At 41.6% G+C, this 19,171-nt stretch carries 15 protein-coding genes; 8 read left to right on the top strand and 7 right to left on the bottom strand.

The annotated features are described in order from the left end of the window. Positions 1 to 91: 91 nt before the first annotated feature. The gene (locus AC1DYB_RS12420) at positions 92 to 1,486 is read left to right on the top strand and encodes an arginine decarboxylase (RefSeq protein ID WP_295719791.1); all 1,395 of its coding nucleotides are present in this window, start codon (positions 92 to 94) and stop codon (positions 1,484 to 1,486) included. Between the two features lie 499 nt (positions 1,487 to 1,985). On the opposite strand, the gene AC1DYB_RS12415 is transcribed toward AC1DYB_RS12420, so the two are convergent. Then, a complete protein-coding gene (locus tag AC1DYB_RS12415) occupies positions 1,986 to 2,531 on the bottom strand; it encodes a hypothetical protein (protein WP_477435276.1) in 546 nt (181 codons plus the stop codon). A gap of 306 nt (positions 2,532 to 2,837) precedes the next feature. On the opposite strand from AC1DYB_RS12415, the gene AC1DYB_RS12410 reads away from it, so the two are divergent. Continuing rightward, positions 2,838 to 4,337, top strand: coding sequence for a malate:quinone oxidoreductase (locus AC1DYB_RS12410; protein WP_477435274.1), 1,500 nt, complete (start codon positions 2,838 to 2,840; stop codon positions 4,335 to 4,337). Here AC1DYB_RS12410 and AC1DYB_RS12405 read toward each other — a convergent pair. Beyond that, on the bottom strand, positions 4,334 to 5,365 hold the full coding sequence (locus AC1DYB_RS12405) for a TonB family protein (protein ID WP_477435272.1): 1,032 nt from the start codon (positions 5,363 to 5,365) through the stop codon (positions 4,334 to 4,336). The two genes, AC1DYB_RS12410 and AC1DYB_RS12405, sit on opposite strands and share 4 nt — an antisense overlap. Positions 5,366 to 5,431: 66 nt before the next feature. Further along, complete coding sequence (locus AC1DYB_RS12400) at positions 5,432 to 8,035, bottom strand: M1 family metallopeptidase (RefSeq protein WP_477435270.1); 2,604 nt, start codon at positions 8,033 to 8,035, stop codon at positions 5,432 to 5,434. 220 nt (positions 8,036 to 8,255) lie between these two features. Between AC1DYB_RS12400 and AC1DYB_RS12395 the strand changes: the two genes are divergently transcribed. From AC1DYB_RS12395 to rseP, 6 genes are all read left to right on the top strand, one after another. Continuing rightward, positions 8,256 to 9,206: a glycosyltransferase family 2 protein gene (locus AC1DYB_RS12395; RefSeq protein WP_477435268.1), complete on the top strand. Its 951-nt coding sequence runs from the start codon at positions 8,256 to 8,258 to the stop codon at positions 9,204 to 9,206. Between the two features lie 182 nt (positions 9,207 to 9,388). Beyond that, a complete protein-coding gene (locus AC1DYB_RS12390; protein WP_477435266.1) occupies positions 9,389 to 10,357 on the top strand; it encodes a glycosyltransferase family 2 protein in 969 nt (322 codons plus the stop codon). Positions 10,358 to 10,363: 6 nt separating this feature from the next. Continuing rightward, complete coding sequence (locus AC1DYB_RS12385; protein WP_477435264.1) at positions 10,364 to 11,137, top strand: glycerophosphoryl diester phosphodiesterase membrane domain-containing protein; 774 nt, start codon at positions 10,364 to 10,366, stop codon at positions 11,135 to 11,137. A 3-nt stretch (positions 11,138 to 11,140) separates the two neighbouring features. Then, on the top strand, positions 11,141 to 12,643 hold the full coding sequence (locus tag AC1DYB_RS12380) for a GH3 auxin-responsive promoter family protein (protein WP_477435262.1): 1,503 nt from the start codon (positions 11,141 to 11,143) through the stop codon (positions 12,641 to 12,643). Between the two features lie 229 nt (positions 12,644 to 12,872). Next, positions 12,873 to 14,060 carry a 1-deoxy-D-xylulose-5-phosphate reductoisomerase gene (locus AC1DYB_RS12375; RefSeq protein ID WP_477435260.1) on the top strand — a complete coding sequence of 396 codons (1,188 nt, stop codon included), beginning with the start codon at positions 12,873 to 12,875 and terminating at the stop codon, positions 14,058 to 14,060. Positions 14,061 to 14,076: 16 nt separating this feature from the next. Beyond that, a complete protein-coding gene (gene rseP, locus AC1DYB_RS12370) occupies positions 14,077 to 15,411 on the top strand; it encodes an RIP metalloprotease RseP (RefSeq protein WP_477435258.1) in 1,335 nt (444 codons plus the stop codon). 455 nt (positions 15,412 to 15,866) lie between these two features. Here rseP and AC1DYB_RS12365 read toward each other — a convergent pair whose 3' ends face one another. The 4 genes from AC1DYB_RS12365 to AC1DYB_RS12350 all read right to left on the bottom strand — a co-directional run bounded on the left by AC1DYB_RS12365 (position 15,867) and on the right by AC1DYB_RS12350 (position 19,145). Next, positions 15,867 to 16,424, bottom strand: a complete 558-nt coding sequence (locus AC1DYB_RS12365) for a DUF4199 domain-containing protein (protein WP_295718014.1) — start codon at positions 16,422 to 16,424, stop codon at positions 15,867 to 15,869. Between the two features lie 172 nt (positions 16,425 to 16,596). Beyond that, complete coding sequence (locus AC1DYB_RS12360; RefSeq protein ID WP_477435256.1) at positions 16,597 to 17,193, bottom strand: DUF4199 domain-containing protein; 597 nt, start codon at positions 17,191 to 17,193, stop codon at positions 16,597 to 16,599. Between the two features lie 26 nt (positions 17,194 to 17,219). Beyond that, on the bottom strand, positions 17,220 to 17,888 hold the full coding sequence (locus AC1DYB_RS12355; protein ID WP_295718016.1) for a hypothetical protein: 669 nt from the start codon (positions 17,886 to 17,888) through the stop codon (positions 17,220 to 17,222). A 6-nt stretch (positions 17,889 to 17,894) separates the two neighbouring features. Beyond that, positions 17,895 to 19,145 (bottom strand): dihydroorotase, encoded by a 1,251-nt coding sequence (locus tag AC1DYB_RS12350; protein ID WP_295718018.1) that lies wholly within the window; start codon positions 19,143 to 19,145, stop codon positions 17,895 to 17,897. Between the last annotated feature and the right edge of the window lie 26 nt (positions 19,146 to 19,171).

Below are 19,171 nucleotides of genomic sequence, written 5' to 3'. Positions count from 1 at the left end.
AAACAAATTACATTCAGACTATAAATTTTATCCCAACAAATAGCTGTTTATTCCGTTTAAAAATCACATTTTTGCCCCAAATTTTTAAAGGATGCAGAGTTACCAGGAATTTCTTGATTTAAGTGTGGGTTTTCCGCAGGATGGTTTTGAGATCATCGACGATGAACTATACTTTCAGGACCTTAATTTAATGGAGATGATTGAAACGTATGGTACTCCCCTACGCTTCACCTATCTGCCTATGATATCTAAAAAGATACAGCAGGCAAAGCTGCTATTCCAGCAGGCTATTATTAAAAACAATTATCGCGGCAGTTATAAATATTGCTATTGCACCAAAAGCTCGCACTTTAAACATATTGTTGAAGAGGCGCTTAAAAACGAGATTCACCTGGAAACATCATCAGCTTTTGATATGCCGATGATTGATGCCCTTGAAAAAAAGGGATCTGTAAACAAGGATGTAACGGTAATATGCAATGGTTTTAAAACCTTCCAGTACAAAACATATATTATTGATATGTTACATGATGGTTTTAAAAACATCATCCCGGTATTGGATAATAAGGAAGAATTTAACCTATACGATGATGAGATTGAGATGGATACCCCTTGTAACCTGGGTATCCGTATAGCGGCTGAGGAGCAGCCCGACTCTCAATTCTACACCTCGCGTTTAGGTGTGCGGATGGAAGATATCATCGATTTTTATCATAATAAAATAGAGGATAATCCCAACTTCCAGGTAAAACTGTTGCACTTCTTCATCAACTCGGGTATCTCGGATACGCCATACTACTGGAACGAGCTGGAGAAATATGTAACCCTTTACTGCAAATTCAAAAAAATAAATCCACACCTGGATACGCTTGATATTGGCGGAGGTATGCCATTTAAAGATTCACTGGTTTTCGATTTTGATTATGAATACATGATCAACGAAATTGTGAGCCGGATTAAAGAGATCTGCGCCGAGCATGATACCATGGAACCGGATATCATTACCGAATTTGGAAAATATACCGTTGCCGAAGCATCTGGAATTTTATACAAAGTATTAGGCCGTAAACAACAAAACGACCGTGAAAGGTGGTTGATGCTTGATGGATCATTCATCACCAACCTGCCGGATGTTTGGGCGTTAAATCAAAAATACATCCTGTTACCGATTAACAACTGGGACAGTGAGTACGAGCGTGTGAACCTTGGCGGTATTACCTGCGACGGCCAGGATTACTACAACCAGGAAGCGCACATGAACAGTGTGTTTATGCCTAAAACCCGTAAGGTGCAGTATTTAGGCTTTTTTAACACAGGTGCCTATCAGGAAGTATTAAGCGGCTACGGTGGTATACACCATTGCCTGCTGCCATCACCTAAGCACGTGATAATTCGCCGCAACCGCGATGAAACATTCAACTTTGAAGTTTTTGGCGAAGAGCAGAATAGTAAACAAGTACTGAAGATACTGGGTTATACCACTTAATCAATTAGCAGTTTTTAGTTAGCGGTTCGCAGCAAAAATATTATAGCGATGGGTTTATACTCATCGCTTTTTTTGTTACCTTTTTGTCTGAACCGGGATTAAACAGATTAATCAGATTACAGGATTTTTGATTGTCGTTTTCATCTCATCAAAAAGCCAATGTGCAGATGATGCCTTGCCTTGTTTTTTTTCTGAACCGGAATTTTTCGAAAAAAGAACCCTGTCGCATTTACTTTAACCCCCGCTGCCTGTTGCGGTTTTTATTTTATGACAATTGGTAATTTATTGATTGTTAGATAGATGTTTTTTTTGCTGTTTCACCTGTTGCGAACGCAACAGTTTCGGATCACATTAAAATACAATTTAAGTTTGATAAAATTCTTTTCATTCTTTAATTCCAAAAATCCCGGCTCAAACAAAGCCATCTGCACATTTAAAATCTGAAATCTGCACATTTATCATCTGCACATCTGTAATCTGCACATTTGCACATCTAATCTCACTTCCCCGATGCCACTCCCCAATAGCAACTGTTACGGATCTTTTTCAGCAATTCAGGGGTGATGTTTGATACAGCATGTTCCAGCTTGTTTTGGTTATTGATGAGGTACATGGTGCCTTCGGCATTGTTATACACGTATGAAAGCAGCATTTTATCCTCCCCATCTTCTATTCTCTTTAAATCAACCCGGATGGCATCGGTGCTCTTGCTGGTATCGGGCTTTAAAGCAGGATCAGAAGCCTTTACCCAGTTAACCGTGTAATTTATATCTTGCGGCGATAAACTGTATGTGTTTTCTTTAAAGCTTTTACTTTCCTGTATTACCTGCAACAAACATTTTACACAGGGCTCGGCAACGGTAGCGTTACCATAGTTCTTTTGCGGGTTATTAAACACACTATCTTTTTTGCCCGCCACCTGCACCGTTGTTTTTGAAATATCTTTTGAAACAGGACCAGGCTTGGCCTTAGGCTGATCACAGGCTATTAAAATTACACCCGTCATCCATATAAAAAAACAGGTTTTGAAATTATTCCGACTCATATTTAATTTCACAATAGTAGATTAATTAAATACATCTTTTTGACCCTTTTGTGTTAAATAATTATAAATACAGCTGTGGTAATTTGCTCAAAAGCCTGCCTGTTTAAATTTAAACATGGTTTTATTGCAATTTGTGGACAGTTTAGGGCGCGTATTCTTTAAAAAATCCTTAAAATTGTCTGATTTAATTTTCCCCTGCCATAAATAAGGCCGGCAGGCTATTGTTAGCATAACAATTTGGCAAAAATCAGATTATAACTGGTGTAATTTAATTTCAAAATACCTGTTACAGGGTATCATAATAAGATGACTAATAGCGATAAAGTTTCGGGCACAACGGTTGATGTAGTATTAATAGGCGCAGGTATCATGAGCGCTACACTGGGTATGATGCTGAAGGAGCTACAACCAGATTTGACCATCGAAATTTTTGAACGCCTGGATGTCATCGCTGCAGAAAGTTCGGCCCCGATGAATAATGCCGGCACCGGGCACTCGGCCTTTTGCGAGCTGAACTATACCCCAGAGCTTCCTGATGGTACAGTTGAAATTAAAAAAGCTATCAAAATTGCTGAGCAATTTGAGATAACCAAAGAATTCTGGACTTATCTTATCGATCAAAAATACATCGCGTCGCCTCAAAGCTTTATCCGCAAGGTGCCTCACATGAGCTTTGTTTGGGGTGCCGATAATGTAAACTATCTTAAAAAACGCCAGCAAGCCCTTATCAAACATCACTTTTTTAAAGGGATGGAATACTCTGAGGATAAAACCCAGATAAAAAAATGGATTCCCCTGGTGATGGATGGCCGTGATGAGCAGGAAGAGGTGTCTGCTACTTTTATGGATATTGGTACAGATGTAAACTTTGGTAGCTTAACAGGTAGCTTAATAAACAACCTTAAACAAAAACCCGGGGTTAACCTGCATCTTAATCATGATGTAAGTAATCTTAAACGCAATAAAGATGGTAGCTGGCTGGTTACCGTAAAAGATAAAACAGGCGGCGAAAAAAGAAAGTTAAACGCCAAATTTGTATTTGTTGGTGCTGGTGGCGGCGCTTTGCCTCTGCTGCAAAAATCAGGCATCCAAGAGAGTAAAGGTTTTGGCGGTTTCCCGGTAAGCGGGCAATGGCTGGTGTGTAGTAACCCGGATGTTATTAAGCGCCACGAGGCCAAAGTATACGGTAAAGCATCGGTAGGTTCGCCGCCAATGTCGGTACCTCACCTGGATACGCGTATGATTGATGGCAAACGCGAATTACTTTTTGGTCCGTATGCAGGTTTCTCCACACGTTTCTTAAAAAAGGGTTCATTGCTTGACCTCTTTTGCACTATTAAACCAAACAACATACTACCCCTGCTTGCCGTAGGGCGCGATAATTGGCCTTTAACCAAATACCTCATCAGCCAGGTATTACAATCGCCTGCAGACAGGCTTAAAGCCCTGCAGGAGTACCTGCCAACGGCTAAAGCCGAAGACTGGACGTTGGATATTGCCGGTCAGCGCGTACAGGTGATCAAGAAAGATGCTAAACATACTGGTGTGCTGGAGTTTGGTACCGAAGTGGTAACATCCGCAGATGGCAGTATTTCAGCATTATTAGGAGCTTCTCCGGGCGCTTCAACATCGGTACCAATTATGGTTCACCTCATTGAACGTTGCTTTAAAATCCATATCAAAACACCCCAATGGCAGGAAAAGCTAAAGCTAATGATTCCATCGTATGGGCAATCGCTGGCTAAGGACGAAGCTTTGAGTGTAGCTACGCGCGAGCGCACAAGCAAAGCGTTGGGCTTGGATTAGTTAGCAGGTGTGATAGAGCTGTTATCGTTTACCATGGTAAAGCTTACTGGTATCATGTACACTACATCTGTTTTGATTCCATATTTATAACCGGGCAACCAATTAGGTGATTTCTTTAAAGCTTTTAGTGCTTCCAGGTCCAGACTCGGATAAAGAGTTCGAGCAACTTTAATGTCCGACAATGTGCCATCTTTCCGAATAACGAACCGAAGTATTACCCTTCCCTGAACCCCATTTTCTCTGGCATCAGCTGGATAGCTAAGCGTTTTACCAAGGTAAGCGCCGAATTTTTCCACGCCGCCAGGAAACTCTGGCAAACTTGCAATTTGTGTAAAGTGGTATACCTGTCCCGTTGAGCTAACACTGCTACCTTTCTTTAAACTCCCCATACTATAAGTGCAGGTATAATTAATGGTGTCATTAAGCCGGCCTCGCCATTCACCATCTTCAACACCTGTTTTCACAATACCTTCTGCGAATGGAATATTGGATCCGTGGTATTCTGCCCACTTTCCGTTTCCTTCATCTGTCATTATTTTCCCTAATGAATCAAGGCATTGTTTTAAGATTATCGGCGGCATTGCATCTGCCCCTATCACACCTTTGTCGACTACCGTCTTGACTGTATTTAACCTACCGTTCGGGAAATATTCCATTACATCGCCTGTTAGCGCACCTTTATTATAATTACAAATTTTCTTTTTGTGTCCGTTCTCAAAATACGCCACGCATGTACCGTCCAGCTGCGTATCCCAGGTGGGTGATAATGATTCCCCGGAGAACTTAAGTTTTCCATTAAGATAGTAATCGTTCACCCGATAAAGTCCATTGCCACTTACGGGTGACATTAATACCCGAACGAAAGTAGCCTCTTCCTTGTTCAGAGCCGGCTCACCTTCCCCGGTATTAAATACGTTATAACCTTCAAAAGAGTCTTTCATATATAACAACACGGTATCTTTTTGGGCAAACACCCTACCGATACCAATAGAAAACATCATTATTAATCCAAGTAAAATTTTCTTCATAGTCAAATAAAAAGGGCGCTGATATTAAATACCGGCGCCCTAAATATAAAAATATTGATGAGATAATTACTGGAATGATACCGCCGGCATATTGCTGTTCACCGCGGTTTCTTTAACCTTAAAATCGGCGGGGTGGCCCAGCACAACTGTTTTTATAACAAACGGGATCTTCACCCCTCCGTTTATGCCTTCATAATTACTCCATTCGATGATGGAATTTACCGGACCATCCACTACCTGTTTCACTTTCAACCCGTTTTTTTGATCATAAAAATTCCTGATCACAGCACCATCAGCAATGTTTACATCAATTTCATAAGCCATCTCATTATTTACAACCTTAAGGGTTGAATCAAGCACCATGGTATTTCCATACTTTTCGTAGTCCAGTTCGGGGAATGGTCTGCTTTTTTCTTTCACCAGTTTTTTTGCCACGTCATCTAACGGAACATCATGGTTTACCTGCTGTACACTTATATTATTATCATTTACCAAAATATGGCTAAGTACCAGGTTACTGTATGATGGTACCGTAATTTGCTGAAAAAACATCCCTGGTGTACGATACCTGGTCACCATTTGCACTTCAGAACCCTGCACACTTGCCGTTGATGAAATTTGCAGGTCCTTTATATTTTTCAGTTTATCAACACCACCAATGGCCTCCAGGTAGTTTTTAATAACGCTCGCGGTAGTTACCCCTTTTGGTACAGGCAAACCACTAAAGGAATTATTCTCCGTATTTACATCCGGCAGCCTATGATCAGGATCGATGGTTGCCACAGTTATTTTCGAGGTTGACTTATAAGGGAATGTCCATACGCTGCCACGTTGCCAAATTTCGGCAGGGAGTTTTACTATAGCTGTTTTGCCGTTTTCTTCTTTTATGCTGATAGTAACGGGCAAAGCCATTTCTTCCAAATTCTCAATGGTAATAAACGCCCCTTTGGTGGCGTCGCCATTAGGATAGTTAATAGCGGTAATACCCTGATCAAGCTTCCAGGTGGTAAAAAACCACTCATTCCAAAACCAGCTCAGGTCTTCGCCAGCAGCATTATCCATAGTATGGAAAAAATCCCAGGGCGTTGGATGTTTAAAGGCCCAGCGTTTAATATAAGTCCGAAAAGCATAATCAAAGCGCTGCTCGCCCAGGATCTGCTCCCGTAAAATCGTCAAACCCAAAGCTGGTTTTTCATAGGCGGCTACGCCCAAAAAGTTTTCCTGTAATACATCAGGAATAGTCATAATCGGTTCCGCATCGGCACTAAACAAACCCGACGCTGCCTTTTGCTGATCGGTAACCTGGTAATATTCGCCTTTATTAAACGTGCGGGTATCCACATCATTTAAAAACGTGTTAAAACCTTCGTCCATCCAGGCATATTTACGCTCGTTGGAGCCTACAATCATCGGGAACCAGTTGTGCCCAAACTCATGATTGGTAACCTCCCATAAGCTGCCGGCTTTATTTTCAGATCCGCAGAAAACAATACCGGGATATTCCATCCCCCCCACTGTACCGGCAACATTGGTTGCCACAGGGTAGGTATATTCAAACCATTGGTTTGAATATAGTTCAATAGCCGCTTTTACGTACTCTGTCGACCGGCTCCAGGCTTCATTACCTTTTGCCTCAACCGGGTACACAGATTGCGCCAGGGCTTTTTTGCCGCTGGGCAGGTTAATGCGCGCGGCATCCCATATAAATGCTTTTGAAGCTGCCCAGGCTATATCACGGGCATTTTTGCAGGCAAAGTGCCATGTTAGCGTTGGCTTTTTAGGATAGTCGTTATTATGCAAAATATCAGCCTCATCCCTTATCATTACCGTTTTATCGCTATTGCGGGCAGCGGCAAGCCGGGTAACCGTTAACGGCGAATAGACCTCCGCAGGATTAAGCAACTCGCCAGATCCGGTTATTACTAAACTTGCGGGCGCGGTAATGGTATAATCAAAATTGCCATACTCCAGGTAAAACTCACCTGCACCAAGATATGGTAAGGTGTTCCATCCGGCTACATCATCATAAACCTCCATTCGTGGGTACCATTGCGCCATTTCATAAATCCACCCGTTTTTGGTTTGCAGGCGGCCCATACGGTCGGTACCGTATTTGGGAATCTCAAAACCATATTCAATTTTTAGCTGCAGCTTGCCGCCCGCCGCTTTTAATGAATCTTTGAGCTTTATCTGCAGGCGTGTATCAGTTACTAAGTAATCAGCCTTTATGGTTTTGCCATTTTTGATAATATAGATGGCTTTTATTTCATCGCCCTTGGTGTAGGTTTTGTTAGCGAAACGGCCACCGCTCACATTACTGGTAGCCTCGGCCCTTGAATCTTCGCGATAAATATTTTGATCGTCCTGCAGCCATAAAAATGTTAGCGCATCGGGACTGTTATTGGTATAACTGATAACAACGGTGCCATCAATCCGTTGCTTTGCAGTATCTAATGTAACATTCAATTTATAATCGGCCCGGTTTTGCCAGTACTTTGCGCCGGGCGCCCCTCCCGCGTTCCTGAATTCGTTGCCTTTTTCGGGATAAAATAAAGGATTAAACACTTTATGCTGATCGTACTTTGCACTCTGCTGATCGCCATTTTGCGCATAGCTTAAGGCCGAATAAGTACACAAAAGCACAAAGAGAATTGCTTTATTCAATTTCATAAGGGTTTTATTTATAGTGATGGGCAAGTTATACAAATATTTTCAAGTGCTTTTAACGTAATTGAGACTTTACATAGTATAGTTAGGATGTTAAAGAACGTTAAATACCAACAGTATCATCTACCTGAAAAATCATTATACAAACCATTACCTATTTTTTATATTTTTGCGGATGATTGCGGGCAAACATTATTTTAGCCCAACGTCGCATCCCGAATAAATGGATATATCAGTAGTAGTACCGCTTTATGACGAAATTGAATCATTGCCCGAGCTTACCTCTTGGATAAGCCGCGTAATGGACGACAACCGTTTTACTTATGAGATCATATTGATTGATGACGGCAGTAAGGATGGTTCCTGGGAAATGATCAGGAAATTAAGGCTAAACAACCCTTTTATAAAAGGGATAAAATTCAGGCGTAATTATGGCAAGTCTGCCGCTTTAAATATGGGCTTCGCAGCTACCCGTGGGGATGTTGTGATCACCATGGATGCCGACCTGCAGGACAGCCCGGATGAGATCCCGGAGCTATATCGCCGTATTGTTGAAGAAAAATACGATCTGATATCGGGCTGGAAAGCTAAACGTTACGACCCGCTCAGCAAAACTATCCCAACAAAATTATTTAACGCCGCCACCAGGAAAATGAGCGGCATAGATAATTTGCATGATTTTAACTGTGGTTTAAAAGCTTATCGCAGCACCGTTGTTAAAAATATAGAAGTTTATGGCGAAATGCACCGCTATATACCTGTATTGGCCAAATGGGCTGGTTTCACCAAAATTGGAGAGCAGGTTGTTGAGCACCGGGCACGTAAATACGGCAAGACAAAATTTGGCATGAGCCGATTTGTTAACGGCTTTCTTGATCTGCTATCTATATTTTTTGTAGGTAAGTTTGGCAAACGCCCCATGCACTTTTTTGGCACCCTGGGAACATTGAGTTTTTTTACCGGGTTGGTAATAGCTATCTGGATGATCGCTGATAAACTTTACCTAATCGCGCACAACGAAAAATACAGAGATGTGACCTCGAGCCCCATGTTCTACATAGCGCTTGTTGCCATAATTTTAGGCTCTCAACTATTTTTAACCGGCTTTGTTGCCGAACTGGTTTCCCGTAATTCAAGTGAACGTAATCATTACCAGGTAGAGGAGACGATTTGATGTACAAATTTCGCATGTGCAGATATGCAAATGCGAATTGTTTAATGTGAGGGTGAAAAATTGTATAATGATTAACCTTATGAGCACATCAAAAAATCAAACAAAATTTAAGATCAAAAAAATCATAAAATCCGCAGCTTCAACGGCACATTTGAAATCTGCGCATTTGCACATCTAACAGTATGTTTTTTTCCATCATCATTCCACTATATAACCGCCCGCAGGAGATCAAAGAACTGCTGGATACCCTTGTACTGCAAACGTACCGGGACTTTGAGGTTTTGGTGATAGAGGATGGTTCTGTTAACGATGCAGAGGCTATTGTAAACAGTTTTATCGATAAGCTTGATGTTAGGTACTTTAAAAAAGCCAACGAAGGTCAGGGATTTACCCGCAACTTTGGTTTTGAAAGGGCCAAAGGCGAGTACTTTATCATATTCGATTCGGATTGCCTGATCCCCGCTAATTACCTGGAGATAGTGAACAGCTCTTTAGCCACAAACTACCTGGATGCTTACGGCGGACCAGATGGCGCACACGCTTCATTTACACCAACACAAAAAGCCATAAGCTACTCCATGACCTCCCCTTTTACTACCGGCGGCATACGTGGTAATAAAAAAGGAATTGGGCAGTTTCACCCGCGCAGCTTTAATATGGGCGTATCAAGACAGGTATGGGAAAAGGCAGGCGGGTTTATCATAACACGCCTTGGCGAGGATATTGAGTATAGCATCCGCATTCATTCTATGGGTTTCAAGATCGGGCTGATACCTGATGCTATTGTTTTTCATAAAAGGAGAACTAATTTTATCCAGTTTTTTAAGCAACTACATTTTTTTGGCCGGGCGCGGATCAACATTTATAAATTTTTCCCACGGGAATTAAAGGCCGTTCATTTCTTCCCGGCAGCCTTTACACTTTTCATTCTTTTCACCCTCATTTTCAACCTGCTTGGCTGGCAAATAGCCCGATTAGGGAACTTTATACTGGCTATTATCATTTTGTTAATATTTTTTCACGCTTGGTGGAAAAACAGATCGGCAAAAATCGCATTTTTGAGCATTATAGCTGCCTTCACTCAACTTACGGCCTACGGAATAGGATTTATGCAGGATTTTTGGAAGCGGGTAATTTTTAACAGATCATAACCACCTATGTACCACTCATTTTCTGTTGCAGAAACCATTAAAACTGCATGGAATATTTTAAAGAAAAATTTCGTTCCACTTATAGTGTACTCGGTTCTATCGTTGTTCATTAATGAGGTGGTTGATTTTTTCAAAACCTTTTTTCTGATAGGTGATTATGTAACCAAATTCATTTTCATATTTATACAGTTGGTTATACAATGTTACATTGGTTTAAGCTTTTATAAACTCATATTAACTCTTATGGATAGGCAGTACTATGAGTTTGAGCTTAAAGACATATTGCCTTCATTTAAAATGACCTTCAATTTTGTAATAATAGGATTGATTACCGGTGTGTTTATCCTCATATTATCATTGATATATTTTTTTGCAGATAGGGTTTTAGGCATTTCAAGCATCATTGAAGTAGTGGAATTATTGCTTATTCTTTATATCAGCTTGCGCAGCATTTTTTGCATTTGTTTTATTGTTGATGATGACTCGGCCCCAATAGAATCATTAAAACAAAGCTTCGAAATCACTAAGGATAACTTCTTTAAAACGCTTGGCATTTTTGCCATTATAATTTCTATTCTGGTGGTAACCTTAATACCACTTGTAGCTGTAATAAGTTTGCTTGGTCTTGATGAGGGCAAACAGGGCTTTATATTTCGCCTGGCTTCTTATTGCTGGGTGCTTTTAACTTTTCCTTTTATACAGGTAATAATTATGGTAACCTACCGTAAATTAGTTTACAGCCACAAGGATGTTGATGATGATATTGCCGAAACCAATTAAACAATGGGTTTAAAATCTGTATTGAGCAAAGCGTTTGCTGCACTGGTAAACAAGGAACTTAACCACTTGCGCAAAAATGCGCCCGCCCTGCAACAAAAAACATTCAGCGAACTCATTTACCAGGCAAAGGATACCACATTTGGTAAAGCGCACAATTTTGCGCAGATCAACAATTACGAAGACTTTAAGAAAAATGTACCCATTCATGACTATGAGGATCTGCGCCCTTATATTGATAGGGTTGTAAAAGGAGAAGAAAACGTGCTATGGCCGGGCAAGCCTGCTTATCTGGCCAAAACATCGGGCACTACGTCTGGTGTTAAGTACATCCCAATATCCAAAGAGAGCATGCCACAGCATATCAAAGCTGCCCGTAATGCCCTGCTCAGTTACATCCATGAAACCGGCAATGCCGATTTTGTAGATGGCAAAATGATATTTTTACAAGGCAGCCCGGTATTAGCCGAAAAGAATGGCGTTTCTACCGGCAGGCTCTCGGGCATTGTGGCGCACCACGTGCCGGCTTACCTGCAAAAAAACCGCCTGCCCAGTTATGATACCAATTGTATCGAAGACTGGGAGCAAAAGGTGGATGCCATTGTTGAGGAAACCTATAACCGGGATATGCGCCTTATCAGCGGCATACCACCCTGGTGCCAGATGTATTTCGATAGGCTCTCGGCAAAAGCAGGAGGCAAAAAGGTGAAAGACATTTTTCCAAACTTTAAGTTATACGTGCATGGCGGTGTAAACTATGAGCCCTACCGCGCCCGGATGGAAGAGAGTATTGGTTTTAAAATAGATTCTATCGAAACGTATCCAGCATCTGAAGGTTTTATCGCTTTCCAGGATTCGCAGAAAGAAACCGGGCTGTTGCTGTTGGTTAACTCAGGCATATTCTATGAGTTTATTCCATCCGAAGAATATTTTAACGAGTACCCTACCCGAATTAACATTAAGGATGTGGAGCTGGAAAAAAACTATGCCCTCATCATGAATACCAGCGCCGGTTTGTGGGGATATAGTTTGGGCGATACTATTAAATTTATTTCCAAAAACCCTTATAAGATCATCGTAACGGGCCGTATTAAACATTATATCTCGGCCTTTGGCGAACATGTAATTGGCGAAGAAGTAGAACACGCGTTGATGACTGTTGCTAACGAAGAGGCGGTTGATGTAATTGAGTTCACCGTAGCGCCGCAGGTTAATCCACCAGCCGGTCAGTTGCCCTATCATGAATGGTTTGTGGAGTTTGGCACGCCACCTGCCAACCTTCATGCATTTGCCATAAAAGTTGATAAAGCACTGCAAAAGAAAAATATTTACTATTTTGACCTGATTGAAGGTAACATTTTGCAACCTTTGATCATCCAAGCCCTGCAAAAAGACGCATTCATCAATTACATGAGATCGGAAGGTAAGCTGGGCGGACAAAACAAAGTACCCAGGCTATCAAACGATAGAAAAATAGCTGACGGTTTAAATGAGTATATTAGCAAATAAGAAAACACGTTATTGCGAGTGGTAAAATTTTGCAAAAACCTGGAAAGGAAATAACATTTTAAAAAAGGGCTGTCATGCTGAGCCTGTCGAAGCATGTGGGCAAAGGCCTCTGCGCGCGACCCTTCGACAGGCTCAGGGTGACAGGCCAATTTAGAGTGTACTTACGTTAACAAACACGTCATGGCGAGATATGAAGCACTGGCGATTTTAGAAATATTTAAAAGTTACATTGAGTAATCAACACAAAAACATCGCCATACTTGGCTCAACAGGCAGTATAGGTACACAAACCCTCCAGGTTATAAAGGGTAACGGCAATTTGTTCAGGGCTTTTTTACTTACTGCACATTCCAATGCCGATTTACTTATTAGCCAGGCCATTGAATTTGAGCCGGAGTATGTTATCATATGCGATCAAAGTAAATACCTGCAGGTAAAGGAAGCATTGGCTCACCTGCCGGTAAACGTACTTGCCGGGCATCAGGCAATTATAGATACGGTTACCCATCCTGATATTGCCGTGGTGCTTACCGCTATGGTTGGCTTTGCCGGACTGGAACCTACCATTGCTGCTATTAAAGCAGGCAAGGATATTGCCCTGGCCAATAAAGAAACCCTGGTTGTAGCCGGCGAAATTGTAACCGCACTCGCCAAACAATACGGTGTAAAAATCCTTCCTGTTGATTCAGAACATTCGGCTATATTTCAATGCCTTGCAGGCGAAAGCGCTAACCCTATCGAAAAGTTGATCATCACTGCTTCCGGGGGACCATTCCGCGGTCGGGGACTTGATTTTTTGGCCAATGTAAGCCGCGAGGATGCGCTTAAACACCCTAACTGGGTAATGGGTGCCAAAATTACTATTGATTCGGCTTCGCTGATGAATAAGGGCCTGGAAGTGATAGAAGCCAAATGGCTTTTTGATATAGAAGCCGACCAGATTGAGGTAATAGTTCATCCGCAGTCAATCATCCACTCGATGGTGCAATTTAAAGATGGATCTATTAAAGCACAAATGGGTTTGCCCGATATGAAGCTGCCCATTCAGTACGCGCTTACCTACCCTTCCCGCGTGCAAAATGATTTTAAACGTTTTAGTTTTACTGATTATCCAAATCTCACTTTTGAAAAACCAGACCTGGATACTTTCCGTAATCTTAATTTAGCATATCTGGCCTTAAAACAAGGGGGTAACATGCCTTGTATTATTAATGCGGCCAATGAAATAGCTGTGGCTGGTTTCCTAAACAACAGTATAGGATTTTTGGCCATGAGCAACCTTATTGAGGAATGCATGCAACATATAACTTATATAGCACAGCCAACCTTAACTGACTATTTGAATACTGACAAAGAAACACGCATCTTTGCGCAAAATTTTATACAAAAATTGCCGTTAAAGGCAATACACTACTAATAGATAAATATAAATAATGAGTATAGTGATCATGGTGGGCCAGCTTGTACTGGGCCTTTCAATTTTAATAATCCTGCATGAGCTGGGGCACTTTTTAGCGGCACGCGCCTTCGGGATTAAAGTAGAGAAATTTTACCTGTTTTTTGACGCATGGAACATAAGCCTGTTTAAATTTACATATAAAGGTGTTGAGTACGGTATTGGCTGGCTGCCTTTGGGTGGTTATGTAAAAATTGCCGGTATGATAGATGAATCCATGGATACCGATCAGTTGGCCGGTCCGCCGCAGCCCTGGGAGTTTCGCTCAAAACCAGCCTGGCAGCGTTTAATAGTAATGCTTGGCGGTGTTACCGTAAACGTTATACTGGGTATCCTGATATTCTGGATCCTGACCATGCGTTTCGGCGAAAGCTATATACCAAACTCAAGTGCTAAATACGGTATTGTACCCGGCGTAGTTGGTAAAAAAATTGGGTTAATGGCCGGCGATAAGATCACTGCTGTTAACGGCAAAGCTGTTGAGCGTTTTGATGACCTTACCAGCCCTAAGGTATTACTTGAAAATACGGTTTTTACAGTTCAGCGCGGTGTCGAAACGTTAAGTGTAACGGTACCACACACTATATTAAATGACCTGAGCGATAACGGTATTGAAGAATTTATAAGCCGTGTGCCAAGGATGAAATTTGTGGTTGATTCTTTATCTCCAAATGGAGCAGCACGAAAATCAGGATTGCTCAAAGGGGATAGTATTGTTGCCATTAACAATGTACCTATAGCTTTTTATGATCAGGTAAAACCCGAACTTCAAAAAAACAAAGGAAAGCTGGTTGATTTGACCATAAAACGCAATAGCAACCCTATGGTGATAAAAGCCCAGTTAGGCAGTGATGGCACATTGGGTTTCTATCCATCTAAAAACGACCTTCCCGAGATAAGAACCATTAAATATGGTTTCTTTGCATCCTTACCAATAGGTGCGTCAAGAGCCATAAGCACCTTTACCGATAACGCCAAAGGTTTAGGTAAAATATTTAAGGGCGATGTAAAGTTTAACAAAGCAGTAAGCGGTCCGGTTGCAATTGCCAACCTGTTTGGCAGCACGATAGACTGGGTTCACTTCTGGAGCCTGGTAGGCTTTTTATCAATGGTATTGGCCCTGATGAACTTGTTGCCTATCCCGGCGCTTGATGGCGGGCATGCTGTATTCCTTATCATCGAGATGATTAAGGGTAAGCCGCTAAGCGATAAGTTCCTGGAGCGCGCCCAGATTGTTGGGTTTGTAATACTGGTTACTTTAATGGTATTTGTTTTTGGTAATGATATTGTAAAGCAAGTAATGAAGAAGTAAGTACTTCTTTCTGCATATAGAAACAGCCCGGGGATTTACCTCCGGGCTGTTTTTGTTACCGATAGTTTGTACTAAATCAGGCGTTCAAATACCACTGCGAATGGCATGCCAGCGCCCCCCCTCCCTGCCATTGCGCGCATTTGCAGCCGCACCCCTCCCGTTGGGAGGGAATAAAAAAACCGTTAACAAATATTCCTTATCCCCACAGTTTGTGYCCCCACAAACTGCTGCTACCAAATTAATCGTGCAGGCTGTTTGTGAGGACACAAACAGCGGGAAAAGSAATTAAATCAGGCGTTCAAATACAGCTGTAGATRGCATGYCRGCGAAACCYCYCCMTGCCATTGCGCGCATTGCAGCYGCMCCCCTSCCGTTGGGAGGGAATAAAAAAAGCCGTTAACAAAAAGGCCCAATCTTATCAGAAAGGGCCTGTAATATTATAAGGTTAATTTGCTTTAAACAGCTGGATCAATTGGTGTTGAATCATCATAACCGGCTACATCAAATGGTGAACGCTCTTTTTTAAATATGGCTGCACCTATAAGCGCTATAACAGCTCCTATAATCGCCGAAATGAAAACAGCGCCTACAGCGCCGAACACCGCGAAATATTTACGAGTAATGTTCATGGCCGAATCTATCTGTTCCTGCGACATGTTTTTTGCTTCCAGTTGAGCCTGTGTAGAGGAGATCATTTTTTCAACCATTTCCGGGCTCAATATGGCATAATACACATAGGTAAATATTGCAGTTAATACGCCGGTAAAAACGGAATATAAAAAACCCGATAAAAAGCCTTCTCCAAAGGTTAAATAACCATCCAGTTTGTCCCGGTACTCCTTTTGTGTTAAAAATAGAAAAGCTATAAAAGGCAGAAAATTAAGGTATTTAACAGATGAATTAGGATCTACATTAAGAAACTGGAATGCATAAGTTATGATTATTGACGTAACCAGGCTGATTAATGCCCACTTGATTGCGGGTTGTGATGGACTTGCTTTTTTTGCTGTCATGATTTTAGGTTGTTTATTGAACTAAATTAACTAATATTTCATAAATCAGCTATATCACCAGATGTTTATTTATGTAAGCCTGTGAACAATACACACTTAAGCCATCTTTATAAAAAAAACAGGCCTTTTCTTTTCAGAAAAGGCCTGTAAGATCGAGCTATAAAAGCTTATGTTATACCGATGAACCATCAACCAGCGGACTTTGCGCCTGTCCCTCGTTCTTATAAAAAGCGGCGAAGATGATTGATAACACAAATAAAAATATGATGCTAACAGCAAACGTCTGAATTTGCTGACCAACGGTGATGTTTCTTTCACCTTCAAATGCCTTACGCATCTCGGCTATTTTTAAATCTGCTTCTTTTGCATTTTGCGGGCTGCTTTCCTTTAATTTATTAAGTGCATTAAGCATTGCCGTTTCTGTTTTATGAACCATATTGGGCTCAATAACTTTTGCAAACAACTGGTCTTTTACGATATACACCATGAGGTACGATGCAAAAAACATAATAAAGATACCTGTAGTAGCTTGCCTTAAATTCCAAAAACCACCAACGCGCTTCTTAAGATAATTACAAAATAAAATTGATATCCCAATGGGCAGTACGTATGAAAACAATACCGAACCAATGGTTATGGAAACAGCCGATTTTGCAATCAAAATCATAAAATAAAAATAAAGGATGCTTGTTACAGATAATATGCCACCTAATAGCAAACCATTAATAAGCCCTTGTTTTTTTATCTTTCTACCAATCTCTTCATTCATGTTACGTTAATTAATGGGTGTAAAGCTTATTGAAAATTAACCAATATCTCTAACACAGCCATATCAAAATCCTTTTCCAAAGCGTTTTCGGCTATGATAGCTTTTGCTTCAGGTGATGGATCAACGTTCTGGAAAAAGCACATCATCGGATAAAACAGTTCTGCAAGTTCAGAATCTTCGGGTAAGCTGTTTGCTACATTAGCAATTTCTTCAACCGGGCTTTCCATCAGGATCTGGTTAGAGATAACAGGCTCGTAAATGCGGTATTCATCCTGAAACTCGTCTTCATCAACCAACAAAAACTCTTTAAGGTAATCTTCCAACTCTGGCTCAATATCTTCGTCTTCGCACTCATTCAGATACAATAACAGGTTCAACAGTTCGGTACCGCGATCAAGCGTTTGCTCTTCAATATCTTCCCACTCTGGGGTATCCAGGTAATCTTCTTCCAGTTTCTTTACATCAGCACTAAAGAAGTTGATCATCAATAAATCAAAAAACACTTCTCTAAGTACCTCAACCTGGGGGTTATTATCAAATACCGCATCCAAAGCATCTACTTTGGTTAAAAAATCTTCGTCTGATGAGAAAACATCACCAAAATCACCGGTTAGTCCTACAGCATCAAAGCTATTATATTTAGAAAAAGCCTCTAAGGCTGCCTGGAAGGCTGTTTCTATTTTTGGATCAATCATTTTTTTCTATTTAAGTAATTGTTGATTATTATAAGTTAACAGCACTTTCCCCTTTAAGTTCTGCCCCATAAAGGGAGAGTTTTTTGATTTTGAAAGGTTGCTTTTGCTATTATATTCCCATGTAGCATCTACATCGAAAAGCACGATGTTAGCTTTTTCTCCTTCAGCGATAACGGCTACCTCTACTCCCAAAATTTCCCGGGGATTGATGGATAGCTTCTCCACCAATAGCTCAACCGGTAATCCCGATTGCAGGGCCAGCGCTAACGTTGTCTGGAAGCCGGTAATACCATATTCGGCCACCTCGAACTCCACATCTTTAAACTCAATTTCGTGCGGGGTGTGCTGCGATACAATGGCATCAATTGTGCCATCCTTTAAGCCTTTTATAAGCGCCTTGACGTCATCTTTGGTGCGCAGCGGGGGCTTAACCTTATATTGACTATCGAAACCCAGCAGGGCCTCGTCAGTAAGTACCAGGTGGTGGGCGGCAACATCGCAGGTAACTTCCAGCCCTTTACGTTTAGCCTCCCGGATAAGCTCGACAGAGCGAACGGTGGATATAGTGCTGAAATGTATTTTAGATACGGTGTATTCGGCCAGGTAAAGATCCCGGGCTATCATCAGTTCTTCGGCCAGCGAAGGAATGCCTTTCATACCCAGCAACGTGCTGATCTCGCCCTCATTCACCTTCGCTTTTCCCGCAATAGCGGTATCTTCCGGGTACGAGAAAACCAAAGCGTCAAACCCCTGGGCATACAACAGGGCACGTTCCATAAGGCCGGCATCCTGTACAGGGCGGTTACCATCAGTAAATGCTTTGGCGCCGCTTAAATACATATCATACATTTCGGCAAGGTCTTTACCCTCACGCTTGTGCGATATGGTACCCAAAGGATACACATCTACCAGGTTACCCTTTGCGCGGTTAAGCAGGTATTCAATTTCGGCTTTGGAGTGTACGGGAGGTACTGTATTCGGCATCATTGCCACACCAGTAAAGCCACCGGCTGCGGCAGCCTGGGTACCTGTACGCATATCCTCCTTAGTTTCCAGCCCTAATTCGCCAATATTGCAATTAAGGTCAAAAAAACCGGGCGATACATATTTACCTTCGGCCTCAACCAGTTCGGCATCGGCTTCAATATCGTCGCCAATACGGGTAATAACGCCGTTTTCAATTAAAATATCGGCAACTTGTTGATGAAAGGGTGATCCGGGATCAAGGATAGTGGCAGATTTGATAAGCAAATTCATTAGCACTGCTTTAAGGGATTTTTGTT

This window comes from Mucilaginibacter sp. P2_A4 (genome assembly GCF_056405015.1).
The sequence above is the reverse complement of the archived record's forward strand: the minus strand, read 5'-3'. Positions and strand labels throughout refer to the sequence as shown.